This is a genomic window from Buttiauxella noackiae ATCC 51607 (assembly GCF_001654865.1).
Taxonomy (GTDB): Bacteria; Pseudomonadota; Gammaproteobacteria; order Enterobacterales; family Enterobacteriaceae; genus Buttiauxella; species Buttiauxella noackiae.
Map to the genome: position 1 here is coordinate 1 of NZ_LXEO01000033.1, position 1,483 is coordinate 1,483.

Genomic DNA, 1,483 nt, shown 5'->3' on the forward strand with positions numbered 1-1,483 from the left:
AACCCCATAAAAAAAGCCGGCGCATGAGCACCGGCTTTTTAGATACTTTAGAAATTACAGGCTGGCAGTGAAAGTACGAGCAATAACGTCACGCTGCTGTTCTGCAGTCAGTGAATTGAAACGCACCGCATAACCAGACACACGAATGGTCAGCTGTGGGTATTTTTCTGGGTGCTTAACTGCATCTTCCAGAGTTTCACGACGCAAAACGTTCACATTCAGGTGCTGACCACCTTCCACACGAACTTCAGGTTTTGCTTCAACTGGGATTTCGCGATATTCGAACTCACCCAATTTGCTCACTTCTACAACTTCGTCTTCTGCAAAGTCAGCTTTAGCACAAACACAACGTGCTTCGCCTTTCTCGCTGTCCAGCAGCCAGATTGAGTTCAGGAAGGAATCATTTGCAGCTTTAGTAATTTGGATACCAGTAATCATTTTATTTCTCCCTATGGGCTAATTTTGTGATTCTATTTCGGGCCATAAGCTGGCTCATTGGTAAAACCATTGTTGCGTTACTGATCTTTATACTAGCCAAAGTCGCTTCAAACTTTGATTTAAATCAATTAAAACCATGCCTGTAATGTGGCTATGATATCATTTATTTGTTTTACATCAACTTAGCTCACCTCGCTTAAATTAAAAATTATGTAAATTTTCAACTTTTTTTAGGTTCCTGCCTTTATAGATGCTCAACCATTTTGCTTAGTAGAAAGAAGTGGTTAAGCTAACATCATTCAGAATCGCAGGAGAGCGAGATGGCCATTCCCCTCACTTGGCACGACGTGCTGGCGCAAGAGAAGCAGCAACCCTATTTCACAAACACTCTGGCAACCGTTGCAGAACGGCGTGCCGCCGGCGTAACGGTTTACCCGCCGCAGAAAGATGTATTCAACGCTTTCAGATTTACGGAACTGGGTGATGTAAAAGTGGTGATCCTTGGGCAAGACCCTTACCACGGTCCAGGGCAAGCCCATGGACTCGCGTTTTCTGTGCTTCCTGGTATTGCAGTACCACCTTCACTAGCCAATATGTATAAAGAGTTGCAAAACGATATTGCTGATTTTTCACGGCCAAACCACGGCTATTTGGAAAGCTGGGCGCGTCAGGGGGTATTGTTGCTCAATACCGTATTAACTGTTGAAGCAGGCAATGCGCATTCTCATGCGAAATTAGGCTGGGAAACATTCACGGATAAAGTGATAGCGCTGATTAACGAACACTGTGAAGGCGTCGTCTTTTTACTATGGGGTTCACACGCGCAGAAGAAAGGCAGCATTATCGACAGGCAGCGCCATTATGTTTTACAAGCGCCCCACCCTTCACCGTTATCAGCGCATCGGGGATTCATGGGTTGCGGCCACTTCTCTAAAACCAACCAGTATCTGACTGAGCGCAACCAGCCAGCGATTAACTGGACGCCTGTATTGCCAGATTAAAGAGACAAAAAAGCCAGCTTTCGCTGGCTTTTTAAAGCAATCAT

The 1,483-nt window shown here is 45.2% G+C and carries 2 protein-coding genes; one reads left to right on the forward strand and one right to left on the reverse strand.

Going from position 1 to position 1,483, the window contains the following annotated elements; translation table 11 throughout:
- Nucleotides 1-54: 54 nt before the first annotated feature.
- A complete protein-coding gene (grcA, locus tag M979_RS12285) occupies nucleotides 55-438 on the reverse strand; it encodes an autonomous glycyl radical cofactor GrcA (RefSeq protein ID WP_064555092.1) in 384 nt (127 codons plus the stop codon).
- Nucleotides 439-758: 320 nt separating this feature from the next.
- On the opposite strand from grcA, the gene ung reads away from it, so the two are divergent.
- Nucleotides 759-1,439 carry a uracil-DNA glycosylase gene (gene ung / locus M979_RS12290; protein WP_034461813.1) on the forward strand — a complete coding sequence of 227 codons (681 nt, stop codon included), beginning with the start codon at nucleotides 759-761 and terminating at the stop codon, nucleotides 1,437-1,439.
- Nucleotides 1,440-1,483: the final 44 nt, after the last annotated feature.

Coding starts and splice junctions, on each gene's coding strand:
- ung (WP_034461813.1), top strand. CDS start 759: ATGGCCATTCCCCTCACTTGGCACGACGTGCTGGCGCAAGAGAAGCAG.
- grcA (WP_064555092.1), bottom strand. CDS start 438: ATGATTACTGGTATCCAAATTACTAAAGCTGCAAATGATTCCTTCCTG.